Origin of the sequence: Mucilaginibacter sp. L3T2-6 (assembly GCF_030519355.1) — a bacterium.
GTDB lineage: Bacteria > Bacteroidota > Bacteroidia > Sphingobacteriales > Sphingobacteriaceae > Mucilaginibacter.
On the sequence record NZ_JAUMKC010000025.1, the window covers coordinates 49036 to 64849 of the forward strand.

13 protein-coding genes are annotated in these 15814 nt (G+C 43.4%); 2 read left to right on the top strand and 11 right to left on the bottom strand.

Features of this window, described 5'->3' with window-relative positions; all coding sequences use genetic code 11:
* Positions 1–65 precede the first annotated feature (65 nt).
* The 10 genes from Q3W13_RS21820 to Q3W13_RS21865 form a co-directional block, all read right to left on the bottom strand.
* Complete coding sequence (locus Q3W13_RS21820) at positions 66–812, bottom strand: LytTR family DNA-binding domain-containing protein (protein ID WP_302867555.1); 747 nt, start codon at positions 810–812, stop codon at positions 66–68.
* 2 nt (positions 813–814) lie between these two features.
* Positions 815–1852 (bottom strand): sensor histidine kinase, encoded by a 1038-nt coding sequence (locus Q3W13_RS21825; protein ID WP_302867558.1) that lies wholly within the window; start codon positions 1850–1852, stop codon positions 815–817.
* 23 nt (positions 1853–1875) lie between these two features.
* Positions 1876–2691 carry a LiaF domain-containing protein gene (locus Q3W13_RS21830; protein WP_302867559.1) on the bottom strand — a complete coding sequence of 272 codons (816 nt, stop codon included), beginning with the start codon at positions 2689–2691 and terminating at the stop codon, positions 1876–1878.
* Positions 2692–2885: 194 nt separating this feature from the next.
* Positions 2886–3791 carry an S-adenosyl-l-methionine hydroxide adenosyltransferase family protein gene (locus tag Q3W13_RS21835; protein ID WP_302867561.1) on the bottom strand — a complete coding sequence of 302 codons (906 nt, stop codon included), beginning with the start codon at positions 3789–3791 and terminating at the stop codon, positions 2886–2888.
* A gap of 210 nt (positions 3792–4001) precedes the next feature.
* A complete protein-coding gene (locus tag Q3W13_RS21840) occupies positions 4002–4370 on the bottom strand; it encodes a DUF5668 domain-containing protein (RefSeq protein ID WP_302867564.1) in 369 nt (122 codons plus the stop codon).
* Between the two features lie 135 nt (positions 4371–4505).
* On the bottom strand, positions 4506–5945 hold the full coding sequence (locus Q3W13_RS21845) for an ATP-binding protein (protein WP_302867566.1): 1440 nt from the start codon (positions 5943–5945) through the stop codon (positions 4506–4508).
* Positions 5946–6102: 157 nt separating this feature from the next.
* Positions 6103–7140, bottom strand: coding sequence for an agmatine/peptidylarginine deiminase (locus tag Q3W13_RS21850; RefSeq protein WP_302867568.1), 1038 nt, complete (start codon positions 7138–7140; stop codon positions 6103–6105).
* A 124-nt stretch (positions 7141–7264) separates the two neighbouring features.
* On the bottom strand, positions 7265–8134 hold the full coding sequence (locus Q3W13_RS21855; protein WP_302867570.1) for a carbon-nitrogen hydrolase: 870 nt from the start codon (positions 8132–8134) through the stop codon (positions 7265–7267).
* 166 nt (positions 8135–8300) lie between these two features.
* Positions 8301–8681, bottom strand: a complete 381-nt coding sequence (locus Q3W13_RS21860; protein WP_302867572.1) for a response regulator transcription factor — start codon at positions 8679–8681, stop codon at positions 8301–8303.
* A 214-nt stretch (positions 8682–8895) separates the two neighbouring features.
* A complete protein-coding gene (locus Q3W13_RS21865) occupies positions 8896–10455 on the bottom strand; it encodes a gliding motility protein RemB (RefSeq protein ID WP_302867573.1) in 1560 nt (519 codons plus the stop codon).
* A 292-nt stretch (positions 10456–10747) separates the two neighbouring features.
* On the opposite strand from Q3W13_RS21865, the gene Q3W13_RS21870 reads away from it, so the two are divergent.
* Positions 10748–13774 (top strand): DUF2723 domain-containing protein, encoded by a 3027-nt coding sequence (locus Q3W13_RS21870; RefSeq protein WP_302867574.1) that lies wholly within the window; start codon positions 10748–10750, stop codon positions 13772–13774.
* 125 nt (positions 13775–13899) lie between these two features.
* Here the strand turns inward: Q3W13_RS21870 and Q3W13_RS21875 are convergent, their stop codons facing one another.
* The gene (locus tag Q3W13_RS21875) at positions 13900–14325 is read right to left on the bottom strand and encodes a hypothetical protein (protein WP_302867575.1); all 426 of its coding nucleotides are present in this window, start codon (positions 14323–14325) and stop codon (positions 13900–13902) included.
* 153 nt (positions 14326–14478) lie between these two features.
* Between Q3W13_RS21875 and Q3W13_RS21880 the strand changes: the two genes are divergently transcribed.
* On the top strand, positions 14479–15810 hold the full coding sequence (locus tag Q3W13_RS21880) for a hypothetical protein (RefSeq protein WP_302867577.1): 1332 nt from the start codon (positions 14479–14481) through the stop codon (positions 15808–15810).
* Positions 15811–15814: the final 4 nt, after the last annotated feature.

The window sequence follows — 15814 nt, forward strand, 5'->3', positions numbered from 1 at the left end:
ATTACTTACCTCTTAAGCCTGCCGGGCGGTGGTCTGGAATCCAAATTCCGCCCCCAAAAATCCTGCTATATTCCCAGCACCTGTTTCAACTTCACATACCCGGTTTTGCTAACGGGTATCTTGGCGCCGGATTTTAAGATCGCCAGGTGCGCGTCCTTTTCGTAAGGATCAATACGGGTTATCTGCTGTATAGCTACAATGTATGAGCGATGCACGCGAACGAAGTACTTGGGGTCCAGCGTTTGCTCAAAAAAGTTCATGGTTTTATTTTTCAGGTAGGAACCTTCGGCGGTATAAACGCTTACGTAATCATCATCTGCGGCCAGATAAAGCACATCCTGAACGGGGATGATTTTAACCTTGGTTCCTGTTTTCACTACGATACGCTCATTCTGTGCAGGGGAGTTCGACGCGGTCTCCAGCAACTCTTCCGTATGTTTTTTTGCCGGAGCGGTATCTGAGGCGGTTGCGAGGTACTTTTCTATTGCCTTGTTGAAACGGTCTTTGTTGAACGGTTTTAAAAGGTAATCTACAGCATGTGCTTCAAATGCTTTTATAGCATATTCATCAAAGGCAGTGGTGAATATTACGGCCGGCGGGTTCTCTACCAGTTCCAGCATTTCAAAGCCGTTTATTTTAGGCATTTGCACGTCAAGGAATATCAGATCGGGCTGATGGGTTTGTATAGCCTTTAAGCCTTCAAAACCATCGTTACACTCCTGCATCACCTGTATCTGCGGAAAATCGCGCAAATACTCCAATACAACCATCCGGGCCAGGGGCTCGTCGTCAATAACTAAGCAACGTTTCATATTTATAACTGCGGTACTTTAATAATAGTTGTAAATATATTATCATTTGCATGAGTTTCCATCAAATCATTGCGTGCAAAAAGCAAATATAATCTGCGCTGTACCCCGCGCAAACCAAAACCGGTGCCTTTTCGCGGTCTTGACGTTTGCGGGTCATAAGGGTTTTGCACCATCAGTATCAGGTAGTTACCATCCATTTCGGCCCGTATGCTCACGGTTACTTCGCCAATCGTATCGTACAAACCGAATTTTATGGCATTTTCAACGATCGGCTGCAACAACATCGATGGCAGTACCGCCTGCCCTGAATGGTTATCGCAGCTGATCTCTGTTTGCAAACGGTGACCGAAACGCACCTTTTCAATGTCGAGGTAAAGATTCAGGTGATTAAGTTCTTCGGTCAGCGGCACCTGCTGCTGGTCATCCTTTTTTAACGTACCGCGCAAAAAGTCTGACAGTTGGTGGATCATACGGCGCGCTTCGTCAGGTTTAAACCCGATGAGTGCATTTATTGAGTTAAGGCTGTTAAATAAAAAGTGGGGCTGCAGTTGCTGTCTTAGGTTGTACAACTCCGCTTCGCGTGCCAGTTGTTCTGCCTCCGACTTACGTTTTTCGTTTTCCTTTTGCTCAAGCTGCGTATAGTACAGCATGCTGATCATGGCCATCCATCCGATAGCCAGGAAATTAGTGAAGAAACGAATAGTTAATGAATTGAGTAAAAATTGGGTATAGGCCGGCCCTGTTGCCAGGAAAGGCAAAATCCAGCGGCTGCCAAAGGTGCATATCGCTGCCAATGCTCCAATCCATATCAATATATTCAGGTAATTTCCTTTTTCAGGCTGATAATAGCGCAGGTTGTTATTGATAAGCCAGCAGGCCGAAGCCAATAAAACAGAGCAAACAACACCATCGGTAGAAGCGATATACCAGTTAAACCCAAAGCTATGTACCACATAGGTTTGCAATGCAATCCATGCCAATCCGCAGGCTGCAAATCCTGCGTAAAGTCGCGATGCGGTTATATTTCCACTCAGGGCCATTGTTTATTAGTCCGGACTTTGAATCAAAAGCTTCTTATATCCACCCCTGCAAATATGGAAACGCCTTTTAATACTAAAATTTTATCGCTTCCTGCGGTTGCAGTGCTCTTCAGGCGTTTATCATCTATCCCTGCAAACACAGCGGCAATGTCTGAAACCACCTGCCAGTGCGGGGGTACGATCATTTTTACGCCGCCGAATATTTGTGTAATGTCTATAAATACTTTTCCGTTAATATCGGCCTGGGTGAAATCAAGCTCTGCGCCACCGAAAATATTTACGATCTCGCCGCCCCTGAAATGTTTGGAGAGAATAGTCTTTTTTACTGAACCGAAAACAGATACTGCATCCAGGTAATCGTCGCCGGTATATGGGCCGCTGTAACCGGGATCAGCAGGGGGAACGTCGTTTACCGTATAATCAACAGCTGGGTCGCCGGGAGCCTGGGGCGGGTAGGTGTAGGTATAATCTTTCCATTTTTCGCCCTCCTGGTTTTTCCAGTTGTTTTTATCAAAGCTGTGATGACGCCTTAATATCATCCACAAACCGAAAGCAATAATACCGATTGGCCAGGCCACATCTCCGGCGCCGTGGATATTGTTTACAATGAGCAACACCCCGCCAACAATCATCAACAGAAATGCGGACGGTTTGCGATAATTGCTTTTTACGCCTATATACAAGCCCCAGCCAACCAACCATAGCGGCCAAAGCTGAATATTGTCGGGGAAAATATCGAGTTGCTTTATCAGCAGAAGGCCACCCACGGCGAGTAAAATTACCCCGGCAAGGACTTTCCCATTGCGCGGGTTATTGGGTTGTAATATATCGTTGTTCATTATATGGTTTGCAAATTAAATCTTATCCAAAACTAAGGTAACATTATATGTATGGCAAACAAAAACTGGCAGCATGTTTAAACAAGTCGGTAAGATAATGCAAAGTGTCGGTGAAAAAGTTGGATTTTTTATGGTGTCTGATTTAATTTTTCAAAATTGATGGTCTGCACCGGTTATTATGCCTGCAAATGGCTTCATTTCAGGCTTACTTCTACGCTCCAGTCTGCCCCGCTTTTAATGTGATGAGCTTTGGCAAAATCGCCTTGATTTAAGGCGAACGAAAGCTGTAAGAGGCTATTCAGGTAAGCCAGTGGTTTCCCTGCTGCTACGTCTCCAAAAGTCTGACTGTAAGGCATATCTCCCTCATATACTTGTTTGCCTTTGTCCAGTATAATTACATGCAGCATATTGCCAAATTCAGGCCTCAGTTTATTGAATAAATCGCCGGGTATATTAGTCCATACATTGCCGTACTGCACATCCAGCACCGGTATATCACCTTTTAATGTTTTGCCGGTCAGCGTAGCATGCTGGTAAGGAATAGTAACGATCTTACTGCTTAACAACGGACCAACCTGCTCAAAAGTGATTACGCCCGCTGCCAACCGTGCCCCTGTGTACGAATACACATCGCGGCCATGAAAGGTGTAAGACTTTTGCGAATCTTTACGGCGGTTTATTGCTTCATTGATCTCGCGCACTTCAGCGACACCCAGCGACTGCGCCACCAGCGTCAGCGTGCCATTATCTGGCGTCACAATGAAATGCCCCGACTTTGTTTTCAATACCACCGACTTACGGCTGGTGCCAACGCCCGGATCCACGACCGAAACAAAAACAGTTCCCTTTGGCCAGTACCGCACGGTTTGTTCCAGGCGGTAGGCCGCTTCCCAAATGTTATAGGCGGGAATTTCATGGGTAAGATCGAACAATTTCAAATCCGGCGAAACAGTCATGGCTACACCTTTCATTTCGGAAACGGCGCCATCTTTAAGCCCGAAATCTGTTTGGTAAACAACTATTTTGTTTTGGGCTGATGACAGGCCGATCGACGCCAGGGATAGTAACAAAACAGTAGCAAAGCGTAAGGTTTTATTCATGCTGATAAATTTATAACCGCTTTACAAATTAAGGGATTTTAATATATCAGGCAGCATATTTTTTTGACGCAGGCGGAATTCACCGGACGATATCAACTTTTCAACGTTCCGACATTACAACCTTCCAACATTACACTTTCCAACAAAAAGAAAGCCACCCCGGTAAACAGGGCAGCCTTCAACCGCTATGAAAAATATTGCTGTGAAAAATTATATTTTCTGGAAGTTATTATCCTGGTACTGCGCATCAGCCCGCTTGTTATGCCTCATTACCATCCAGGCGCCTGCAGCAATTATGGCTAAAGGCCATACTACCCGGTCGGCGTTATCAATGTTCTCGGTGAACAGGAATGCGGTACCAATAATTACCAGCCATGCCCAGATTGGCTTTCTGAAGTTGTGTTTGCCGCCCAGGTAAAGCCCGTAAGCTACCAGGAACATTGGCCAGCTGATCAGCCAGTCAGGCACAAAAAACAGGTTCAAATTGTCGATAAGTAAGATGCCGCCGACGATAATAATAATGATACCTGCCATTACTTTACCGTTAAATTTGTCGGGGTTATTTATGATAGTTTCCATTGTTTTCGAATTAAAATCTTACCCAATATTACGGCAGTATCAAGCGGGCAACAACGCAATGTTGGCGAGGTGTTTACAGAAATCGGTAGGAATGGAAAAAGTGTCGGTGAAAATGGAAGGACTTTAAAATAGAATTTAATAGTTTTCTATCGATTTAAACTCTACTGCGTTTCTTCCAACAGTATAGCAATATGTACTGCTCGGAGAAAAGTCATAGGTCAAATTATTATCCGTTTTTATTTCTTCAATGTCTAACGTGGTAACCAATGTAACGGAGATATTATTTTTGATACAAAAAGATTTCAAATTTGCCAGTTTTTGAATGCTTTTTACATATCTGTTACTCCATTTAATTTCAACAGCCCAAGATGGTTTTTGCTTGATATTTAAGCCAACAATGTCAACCTCGCCATCCTTCCATCTTGCGTAATAAGGAGTAAATTCTGTATTGTGGCTCCATTGCGAAAAAATTGCTGTTTCGACCATGTTACCGATAAAATCGTCATCAGCTCCAATAGGCGAGAAAAGCGCAGTTCTTAATGAGGGGTTAGTTAAATAAATTTTAAAAAAATTAGCCCTTTTAAATTTTTTTGCATTGATATCTATCCTGTTCACAACTTTAATTAAGAAAGCGGCCTCAAGATAAGTAATATATTTTCTTATCGTATTTTTAGCTATTCCAGAACTGGATGATAATTCATCGAGCGTGAACTCATTTCCCGAATTATAGGCTATAGTACTAAATAGAGTGTTTAGCTCCTGAACATCCTGGATACCATATAAGCTTGGTAAATCCCTTAGTAAAACTTTGTCGATAATATCATTTCTGACATACCGCCCGGGATTTGCCTGCATTTCCTTTGACAAAGACAACTCGGGATAACCACCATAATTGATGTAGTCAATAAAATGTCTATTAAATTCATTAATATTAGTTGTTCTGTAATAATTCTTTTCCGAACCATTCCATGATTTTATATACCCTACAACTAAATGATCAAGGTTTTTCAAGTCAATGTATTCGTGAAATGTTAAAGGCGGGAGAATAAAATCCGTAAAGCGGCCAGCTCCCGATTCATTACTCTTTAACCGCAATGCGGCAGCAGCCGACCCCGATGCAATGAAGTTACTATAATGATAGCTATCAACTAAGGTCTTTAAATGGCGTTCCCAATCTTTTAAATATTGAATTTCGTCAAAAATTACATAATAATCTTTTATTGAATCATCATTATTAGCTTTCCTGCATAGTTCGAATAATTTTTCAAGTCGAATTCCACTGTAAATCGGATTGTCAATTGATAAATAACAGATTTTTTGGGGATTTATCCCTTCGTCAATGAGGTCTTGAATTAAATGAAATATCATAACGGTTTTACCAACCCTCCGAGGCCCCATTAATACAACGGCTCTTTTTATTTGACTTTGCTTAATCAGCGGTTTGAAAAGGCGGTAGTACAAGCGCCTTTTCATAGAAGTGTAGAAATCCTCTATTCTCCCTGATTCCCACCATGGATTTTCAAACTTGATTTTATCAATTATCTGAACTTCAGAAAACGCCTTGAGGTTTTTCATTCCATCAATTATTATAACAAATATAAATAAATAAGATCAAGGCTTTAATCTTATTTATTTATTAATTTTAAATAATTGACTATGAGATACTTATAAGCATTTATAATTTAACTTTTTAACTAAGATAAGGTTTATCCGATTTGAATCAGCCTCATTTTTACACCTCCGGCTCCTGCTGGCTCAGGCAATGAAAACTGCCCAACCCCCAGATAATATCGGTAGAATCGATACCCACAACTTTCCTCTCCGGGAAACAGCCCTGGATAATATCCAACGCTTTTACGTCCTTGTCGCAGCGATATGTAGGCACAATAACCGAATTATTGGCGATATAAAAATTAGCGTATGAAGCAGGCAGGCGCTGGTCTTCGTAAATTACTGCATCCGGCATTGGCAACTCTGCAATATTTAGCTGCTTGCCATTAATCAGGCGCATCTTTTTCAGCATTTCAAGATTATCCTGAAGCAACTGGTAGTTCTCGTCGGTTTTATTTTCTTCTATAACGGTAAGCACCGTATCTTCATTTACAAAACGAACAGTATCATCAATGTGCCCGTCTGTATCATCGCCTGTAATCCCCTCGCCTACCCACAACACCTGCTCCACGCCGTAGTAATTATACAGGTATTCTTCAATTTGCTGCTGGTTTAAAGCGGGGTTGCGATTTTCATTCAGCAGGCATGCGGTGGACGTGATCAAAGTACCGGCCCCGTTAAAATCAACCGAGCCGCCTTCCATTACAATACCCGGATGATAAACCGGCAAGCCAAAGCGTTCGCCAATTTTTGTGGGGATAACATCGTCCAGATCGAACGGGGGATATTTTCCGCCCCAGGCGTTATAGCCCCAATCAACAATCGCCTTCTGTTTGGTAACCGGGTTTATTAAAAACGCCGGACCATGATCGCGGCACCAGGCGTCGTTGGTTTCAAACTCAAAAAACTCCACCTGTTTTAAATCAACATTTTGCAGCAGCAACTGTTGTTTGGCAAAGGCGGCCATTTGCTCATCTTTTACATTGATGCGCACCAACTCGCCCTCAGACAATATCTTGATAAACTCGCAATAACGCGGAAAGATCAAATCGATCTTACCGGGCCATGAAGCCTCTTTATGCGGCCAGCTCAGCCAGGTAGCGGTATGTTTTGCCCATTCTGCCGGGAAATGGAATCCGTTTTGTTTGGGTGTAATCATTAAGTTGGATACTATTAGGTTTTGTCATTGCGAGGTACGAAGCAACCTCGTCGACATATATAGTCCGCTATGCATTGCGAAGAGATTGCTTCGTCGTTCCTCCTCGCAATGACAATATTATTGATTAGTCTTCGTCCAGAAAGCGTTTAGTGATCGGTTGATACGACTCGATGCGACGATCACGCATAAACGGCCAGTGACTGCGGTAATAATCCGATTTATCCAGGTCCAGTTCCTGCACTACCACTTCTTCTTTATCGGCAGATGCCTGGTAAATTAATGCGCCGAACGGATTGGCGAAAAATGAGCCGCCCCAAAACTTAAGGCCGGCCTCCTCGCCCACGCGGTTAACACTTACAACGTGCACGCCGTTGGCTACCGCATGCGAACGCTGGATGGTTTGCCATGCATTGTATTGTTCGGTATTTGTGGCTTCATCCTGGGTACTGGCCCAGCCAATAGCTGTAGGATAGAATAATATTTCAGCGCCCATCATCGCAGTGATTCGGGCAGCTTCGGGATACCATTGATCCCAGCAGATCAGTACGCCGATGGTCGCAAATTTAGTTTTGAAAACTTTATAGCCCAGGTCGCCGGGCGTAAAATAGAATTTTTCGTAAAAGCCGGGGTCATCCGGGATATGCATTTTGCGGTATTTGCCGAGATATGCGCCATCGGCATCCAGCACGGCAGTAGTATTATGATAGATACCCTGTGCCCGTTTTTCGAATAAAGAGGCAATGGTCACCACGCCCAATTCCTTGGCTACTGCCGAAAGCGCATCGGTAGACGGGCCGGGAATAGCTTCCGCCAGCTTAAAGTTGTCGTAATCCTCAACATCACAAAAATAAAGCGATGTAAACAGTTCCTGTAAACAAACTATCTGCGCGCCCTTTTGAGCGGCCTCGCGCACTTTAACAATAGCTTTGTTTAAATTCTCCTGTTTATCGGAGGTACAGCTCATCTGCACCATTCCCACTTTTACTTTACTCATCCTGCTAAATTTTGCGCAAAAGTACGTTTTTAGTCCGACAGTCGGGAAAGACCGAAAGTCCGAAAGACGAAAATTACAATTCACAAATGTTGAGAGGAGTGCGGGAAGGCCAAAAAAAGCACCGCCCAATAGTCAACTTAAAAGCAGCTTTTTTAGCTTTTTGACTTTACTGACTTTCGGACTTTACTGACTCAACCAGCAATCCGTTCACCGTATCAATCAGTTCATCCAGCCCGAAAGGCTTTGAGATAATGGCGTCGCACCCGCATGCGAGCATATCGTCTTTGTTGAGGTATGCCGAACAAATAATAACCGGCATATTACAGAGCGCGGGATGGGCTTTTACCTGCCGGCAGATTTCGTCGCCGCGCAGCCCACCCAATTTATAATCGAGCATTAACAGGTCAGGCTTGTGGTTGCTGATACTTTCGATAATGTTCTCCGTCTCCGAAGTTATAGTTACTTCAAACCGTTCGTACGACAGGGCTTCTTTAACAACATCAAGTACATCCTGGTTATCATCAAGCATTAATATTCGCTTCCGCATAATGCAATTAATTGGGTGAAGTAAAGGTTTTGCTAATAAATAAACGGAGCTTAATTACAGAATTTGATTGTTTTCAATATTTATAAAACGCAGTAACTGCCGTTTTATTTGATTCGGCTACAATAACAATCAGAAAAACATAACATTAATACATAAGAACATGAGAACTCGTAAAACCGCGTAGTTGTGAAAATCAATAAGACCCATTCGTCTTTTAAAGATCATGATAGATAGATCTGAAGGTACTGCGTAAGCCAAAGGTGATCGCGGTAGTCTTCCGGGAATTAACATCTGTAGTTTCGTGGCGTATCAGGCCGCCAAGCTCAAATCTTAAATTATACTTAGGGTTGATCAGGTAAGACACCGTGCCTTCAGCATAATAAAACTTGGCAGGTACGCCCTGACCGATCACCCTATCGGGAGTAGATGCGGAAGTTGATGTGTAGGTCAGTTCCTTACCGTAATTCTGGCCGGGAGGATTAAGCCCGTATTTAGCATAATTAACCTGCCCCATAAAATCAAAATTTCCGATAGAGTAATTCAGTATGCCGATAAGTTCCCTGAAGTTGGCGCCAAGCGGATCGCCGAGGGGTTGGCTATAGTCGGTATAATTGGTAATGATTTGCGGACTGGTATAGGTATATGGTTTTACGGTATTGTATTCAAACAGGTAGCTAAAGTTTTTTACGCCGAGCAGGTCGCCGCCGCGAAAGCCAAGCTGGTACCCGTCAGTATTGCTGTTATCCATCAGCAATTGTGCATAAACGGCTGTCTTGTCGAATATTTTATACTTGCCTGTAAAACCCGACAATATGTTATCGGGCTGATTTTTAGGTCCAATGGATGCGGCAAAGAACAATGGGTTGATCAGATTTGCATCAAATCCGTGGAAATGTCCATTGTCATCGGCTTCCTGCGCAATAACTGCGTTGAAAAAGCCCAGGGAAAGGCGATTGGTAACATTCCAGTCGAGGTAATGGAAGGCGCCGTATTTACGCCGGTTGCTAAAAAACGTATCAAACTTCGGTATATTTATGTCTTCCATGTACGTCCACATGGCCATATATTGTACCGGGCCCAGGTTCGCTGTTAAACGCAGTAAAGGATAATTTGCCGAAAAATCAGACAACAACAGCGACCGGTAGCCATCGCCAATAAAGGTTTTGTCCGTTCCAAGGGTAATATTTAACTGTTTTATTGGTGTATACGAAACATACGCTGTAACATACGACCAATCCTGGCTGCCTATTGCCTGCCCGCTGTAACTCCTGTTATAGGCCTGCCCGGGGATGAAAGCGTATTTATTAATTATATCGTTATAATATCCGTTAAACCGGGCCGAATTTTCAAACCCGCTGGAATAAAAAGAGAACTTGCTGCCTATAGTACCGCCCAGTTGATAACCGCGGGTATTCATATTGGTAGTTATCTTGTCCGAAAAATCGCGTCCAACCATCAAATCAGGAAGATAATCAGCATAAAAGGTATAGTCTTTGGTTTTTACATCAAACACGTGCTCGTTAAAAATCTTACGCACTATCCACGTATGCCGGCTGCTGTCGACACCCCGGTTCATTACAGCGTCATAAGTGGGCCGCAGCGTACTGTCAATTAAAAATGGCTTGAGTGACGTATGAATACGACTGTCTAATGAATAGACGCTCGAATTAAATTTTTGATCGAGCTGGTAGGAATAGGGCAGATATACAGATTGCGCCTGACTTAAACGGATTGAAAAAAATATAATTGCAGCAATTAATAGCAGTTTTTTCATAAGCAGTCAGCCTGTTTTTTGCACCGCACGAAAATAACTATTAATTGCGGTGAAATAAAAATTTGATTTAGAATGGTTGACATGCAGAAAGCAATTGCGAGACGCTCGCCTCCGATTCCTTAATGACTTTTCGGACTTCACTGACTTTCCTTACTTTTTCCCATATTTGCGCCTTTAAAACCGGAACACCTTAACTTTAATATGTTAAAAGTTGTTAAGCCCGGCCTTATTTAGTAAAAAAAGTGTTAAAAATCCTGATATTTACCCTGCAATAAACCATTAGTTGTAATCCATGCAATACAATAAAATAAACAATCTTTTAGGCTGGCTTTGCTTTGTCATCGCATCTCTTACTTACATTTTAACCCTCGAGCCGTCTGTTAGCTTTTGGGATTGCGGCGAGTTTATATCCTGTGCCTACCGCTTACAGGTAGCGCACCAGCCAGGTTATCCAATGTTTGCCATGCTCGGTAAAATGTTTTCGCTTTTATCGTTCGGTAACAATGCTAAGGTGCCTTATTTTACCAACATGGGTTCGGCGCTGGCCAGCGGCGCCACTATTATGTTCCTGTTCTGGAGCATAACCGCCATCGCTAAAAAACTGCTGCCTGAAAAACAAACTCAGGAAGAAAATAAAAACCGCACCCTGCTGATCATGGGCGCCGGCCTGGTGGGCGCTTTAGCCTTTACCTATACCGACACATTCTGGTTTTCGGCGGTTGAAACCATCGTATTTGCTATCTCGATGCTATGTACGGCCGTTGTTTTCTGGGCAATATTGAAATGGGACGCTCATGCCGATGAACCTGGCGCGGATAAATGGCTTGTTTTTATAGCCTATGTTATCGGTTTGTCTATAGGCATCCACCTGCTCAACCTGTTAACCATCCCTGCAATTGCAATGGTTTATTATTTCCGCAGGGGTAAAAATATCAACCTTGGCGGCGTCATCGGCACATTTTTAATCGGCGTGCTGATCTTGATTTTTGTACAATACGGTATAAGGGGCTATACAATTAAAATAGCCGCCTATTTCGATTTATTTTTTGTAAACAGCCTGGGTCTCGGTTTCTGGAGCGGCGCCCTTTTCTGGTTCCTGATCATTGCCGCTGTATTGGTTGGCGGTATAATTTACAGCACCCGCAAAAAGAAGCCATTAATGAACCTGGCCTTTTTGTGCACCGCATTTGTTTATTTTGGCTACGGCTCATTTGCGTATATTCCAATCCGTGCTTCTGCAGGTACCAACCTCGACAACTCGCACCCGGATAATGCCTTTGTAATGTATGGCTACCTGAACCGTATACAATATGGCGAAAACCCGCTGTTATATGGTCAGTACTTTGATGCTAAAATCATAGATCAAACAGAAGGCGCTACCCTTTACCGTAAAGGCAAAACCAAATACGAAAACGCCGGTAAAAAACAGAATTACGTATACGACCATAATACCATTTTCCCGCGTATGTACAGCAGCGACGGCCAGGACCCGCAGTTCTATCGTCAGTGGCTGCAAATGGACGATAACGCCGCCCCTACCATGACCGACAACCTGAAATGGTTCTTCAGCTGGCAGGTTTACCAGATGTATGTGCGTTACTTTATGTGGAACTTTGTAGGCCGTTATAACGATTTGGATGGCCAGCAAAGCATGACCGGCATTGACGGAAACTGGACCAGCGGCATATTAGATGGCGGCAAACACCTGCCTAAGTCTGTTACCCAAAGCGTAACCTACACCCCGCTGTATGCCCTGCCGCTCATCATTGGCATATTGGGTGTTGTTTACCACTTCCAGCGCAAAAGGCGCGATGCATTGGTTGTACTGCTGCTGTTTATTTTTACGGGCGTCGCAATCGTGCTGTATGTAAATCAACCGAGCATACAGCCCCGTGAGCGTGATTATTCATACGTCGGCTCGTTCTACGCCTTTGCCATTTGGATAGGCCTGGGGGTAATTGCCATAGCCGAAATGCTGAGGACAAAACTAAATGCCAAAACTTCAGCTTTGTTGGCTACCGTTGTTTGTCTCCTGGCAGCCCCTGTTGTAATGGCAAAACAGGAATGGCCGTCACACGATCGCTCAACCAAAATGACGCCGCACGATATGGCTTATAACTATCTTATATCGTGCCCGCCAAATGCTATTTTGTTTACCTATGGTGATAATGATACTTACTCACTATGGTACGACCAGGAGGTTGAAGGCATACGTCCGGATGTGCGTATAGTTAACCTGAGCTTATTTACCGGCGACTGGTATATCCGCCAGATGCAGGGAAAAATGAATGATTCGGCGCCATTGCCGATCACGATGCCTTACGATAAATATAAAGAAGGCGTACGCGATGTAATTTATTTTGATGATAAGAAATTGCCCGGCTATACTGAAATTAAGGACGTGTTCGACTTTATTACTTCGGATGATAAAGCTACGCAGGTGCAGTACCAGAGCGGCGACTGGGGAAATTATCTTCCAACCAAAAATCTCAAAATCACCATCAATCCTGATGATGTTTTAAAAAACCACGTAATTACCCCGGAGCAGAAAGACAAACTCGCTACCGCTATGGAGTGGAAATACACCTCGAACTATGTAACCAAGGAAAACCTGGCCATGTTCGATATCCTTGCCCATAACAATTGGAAGCGGCCAATCTGCTTTACCACCACCATTGGCAACGAAAACCTGATCGGTTTACAACCCTATTTGTATAAGGAAGGTTTCACTTATCACCTGATACCATTTAAGCCGGATACTACCACACACGATCAATTGGGCAAAATAAACAGCCTGGTGATGTATGATAACATGATGAATAAGTTTAAATATGGCAACTTTAAAACGGCTAAGTATTTAGACCATGAATCTACCACCATGTTCTACCCGGTAATGGTTACTACGTTCCTTGATCTGGCCGACGGTTTGGTTAAAGACGGTCATCCTGACCTGGCACTTAAAGCGCTGCACAAGTTTGACCAGGTAATGCCCGACATTATGCCGGGAATAGAGGTTGCTAACCGCAAGATATTTATGGCCCAGACAGCTTACAACCTGAGCGACAATGTGTTAGGTAACAAACTAATGAATAATGTAAATGATTACCTGAAAGACCAGCTTGATTATAACTACAATTTATTAAAGGATAACAACAACAACCTGGATGTGCGCACGGTACAGTATGGTGTTTCCTTTATCAATGCAATGGTTGGTATTACAGCCGATGGTCACCAGGCGGCCCTGAGCAAAAAGCTGTCGGATGAGCTAAAAGATTACACCAACAAATTTGCTCCGATTTTACAACGGCAGCAGCAATAAGCAGGTGAAAGGTAAAAAGCGAAAGCTGAAAGGTTTTTGCAATTCATAAAGTAAAAGGCCAACCTTCCGGGATTGGCCTTTTACTTTGCACCACAAATTGTGATTGCAAATTTATTAATCAGTTTTCACCTGCTCAACTTTACCGACCTTCCAAAAACGCCGCCCGGCGTAATTATGCGGGGCGCCGCAATATAAAGGCTATGGCTGGTAAAATTCTTTATCGTACTGGTTTGCACCTCTCCGTTTAATATTGCATCGAATTGGGGAATAGCAATTTTGGTGTCCGATATTAAAGTGTAATTCAAAGTATCCAAAGCATCGCCCTCCCTGGTATAAATTATTCCGTTACTTCTAAAATCAAAATAGTCGCCGGGCTGGCCTGCATAATTTACCGGGGTATTGTTTATTCCCATTCCCACGTGCGATGAGTCGCTCACCACGTTCCATTTACCGATAATTTTAATCTTAGGATTTGCAATGCCATCTGGCTTTTTACACGCCGCAAACATCATTAAAAGGCATACTGCCAGGAGTAAAAAGTTCTTCTTCATACAAGCAGGTATTAAAAGTTAATTAAAGCCTTTACGCGATTGATTTACAATTTGCTACAGCCGGTTTGTCATTGTTTGCCAAATGTTTTTTATTCCGGCTTTTTATCTATTTTAGGATCGGTTAAACCTGAGTTAAAAACCCTGAACTAATTTATGACAACAGCCGCTGCCACCGAACCGGTAAACTGGTCGAACACGCAAAAAATTGCATTTCGCTTCTGCTTTTTACTTTTCACACTCTTTATACTTTTTGATCCTAACGGGTTGCCCTTTGTTGACGAAGAAACAGGCATTTTTTACCTGGCCCCGCTGCATAAACTGATCGTATGGATTGCTGCCCATATTTTGCACCTGGCCAAACCGATTACGGTATTTACCAATGGCAGCGGCGATACCACGTACGATTATCTTGTCGTCCTGCTCATCGCATTCCTCTCAACTCTCGGTGCGATTATTTGGAGTATTACCGGTCGCAACACGCGCAATTATAACAAGATGTTTTACTGGCTTACCGTGGTGATCCGGTATTATGTGGCCATAAATATGGTGTCATACGGTGTAGCCAAGGTCATTAAACTGCAGTTTCCCTCCCCGTCCCTCCACCGATTACTGCAACCATTGGGCAATATGTCGCCAATGGGCCTGGCGTGGACTTACATGGGTTTTTCAACAGGCTTTAACTATTTTACCGGATTTGCCGAACTGATTACCGGCCTGCTGCTGTTCAACCGGAAAACAACCACGCTGGGCGCGGTGGTAGGCCTGGCCGTTACAGGCAATATTATGGCCATAAACTATTGTTTTGATGTGCCGGTAAAAATTGTGGCGACTGCACTGGTGCTGATGTGCCTGTTTATTTTAATAAGAGACACCAAACGCTTAGTCAATTTCTTCTTCACGAATAAAGATGCGCAGCCGTCCAATCTTTCGCCGCACCGGTTCAAGGCCAAATGGAAAAATGTTACCCTGGCAGTATTTAAATGGGTGCTGATACTCTATGTACTGCTTTCGAATTTTAACAATGCAATAAGCCTCGAAAAAACATTCGGTGAGAAGGCCCCCAAACCGCCTTTGTATGGCATTTATGATGTTGAATCGTTTGTTGTTAACCGCGATACAATAAAGCCGTTAAAAACAGATACCATCCGCTGGGATAAGTTAATAATTGGCTACCCGGGCGTTGCCGAAATCAAATTTGTAAATGATTCTGCTAAATACTGGCAATTAAATATTGACCAGAAGAAGCATACCGCTACGGCTAATACTTATACAGACACTTTACACAAGTATTTATTTACCTACGCTATATCAAAAACAGAACGCAAAAATTCCGGCGGACACGCAGATACCGTGAGCTATTTAACGTTAAGCGGGACGCATCTTAAAGATTCGCTGTCGATTAAATTACGCCGCATGGATGAGAAAAAATTCCGCCTGATAAGCCGCGGATTTCATTGGATAAACGAATATCCATATAACAGGTAGCCCG

What these genes read in the sequence shown, in the direction of transcription:
- Q3W13_RS21820 (WP_302867555.1), bottom strand. Translation starts at nt 812, where the DNA reads ATGAAACGTTGCTTAGTTATTGACGACGAGCCCCTGGCCCGGATGGTT.
- Q3W13_RS21825 (WP_302867558.1), bottom strand. Translation starts at nt 1,852, where the DNA reads ATGGCCCTGAGTGGAAATATAACCGCATCGCGACTTTACGCAGGATTT.
- Q3W13_RS21830 (WP_302867559.1), bottom strand. Translation starts at nt 2,691, where the DNA reads ATGAACAACGATATATTACAACCCAATAACCCGCGCAATGGGAAAGTC.
- Q3W13_RS21835 (WP_302867561.1), bottom strand. Translation starts at nt 3,791, where the DNA reads ATGAATAAAACCTTACGCTTTGCTACTGTTTTGTTACTATCCCTGGCG.
- Q3W13_RS21840 (WP_302867564.1), bottom strand. Translation starts at nt 4,370, where the DNA reads ATGGAAACTATCATAAATAACCCCGACAAATTTAACGGTAAAGTAATG.
- Q3W13_RS21845 (WP_302867566.1), bottom strand. Translation starts at nt 5,945, where the DNA reads ATGAAAAACCTCAAGGCGTTTTCTGAAGTTCAGATAATTGATAAAATC.
- Q3W13_RS21850 (WP_302867568.1), bottom strand. Translation starts at nt 7,140, where the DNA reads ATGATTACACCCAAACAAAACGGATTCCATTTCCCGGCAGAATGGGCA.
- Q3W13_RS21855 (WP_302867570.1), bottom strand. Translation starts at nt 8,134, where the DNA reads ATGAGTAAAGTAAAAGTGGGAATGGTGCAGATGAGCTGTACCTCCGAT.
- Q3W13_RS21860 (WP_302867572.1), bottom strand. Translation starts at nt 8,681, where the DNA reads ATGCGGAAGCGAATATTAATGCTTGATGATAACCAGGATGTACTTGAT.
- Q3W13_RS21865 (WP_302867573.1), bottom strand. Translation starts at nt 10,455, where the DNA reads ATGAAAAAACTGCTATTAATTGCTGCAATTATATTTTTTTCAATCCGT.
- Q3W13_RS21870 (WP_302867574.1), top strand. Translation starts at nt 10,748, where the DNA reads ATGCAATACAATAAAATAAACAATCTTTTAGGCTGGCTTTGCTTTGTC.
- Q3W13_RS21875 (WP_302867575.1), bottom strand. Translation starts at nt 14,325, where the DNA reads ATGAAGAAGAACTTTTTACTCCTGGCAGTATGCCTTTTAATGATGTTT.
- Q3W13_RS21880 (WP_302867577.1), top strand. Translation starts at nt 14,479, where the DNA reads ATGACAACAGCCGCTGCCACCGAACCGGTAAACTGGTCGAACACGCAA.